Below are 231 nucleotides of genomic sequence, written 5' to 3'. Positions count from 1 at the left end.
AGTGCAGTGAAGTCAGACCGGAAGGACTGGTGGAGCGCTTAGAAGTGAGAATGCCGGTATGAGTAGCGAAAGACGGGTGAGAATCCCGTCCACCGAATGCCTAAGGTTTCCTGAGGAAGGCTCGTCCGCTCAGGGTTAGTCAGGACCTAAGCCGAGGCCGACAGGCGTAGGCGATGGACAACAGGTTGATATTCCTGTACCACCTCTTTATCGTTTGAGCAATGGAGGGAC

1 rRNA gene is annotated in these 231 nt (G+C 54.5%); it reads left to right on the top strand.

The features are described from left to right. Window positions 1-231, top strand: a 23S ribosomal RNA gene (locus JDS99_RS31580); the annotation flags it as partial.

This window comes from Bacillus cereus group sp. N6 (assembly GCF_016483705.1).
GTDB lineage: Bacteria > Bacillota > Bacilli > Bacillales > Bacillaceae_G > Bacillus_A > Bacillus_A wiedmannii.
Note: the sequence above shows the minus strand (reverse complement) of the source record. Positions and strands in the feature narration are given on the sequence as shown.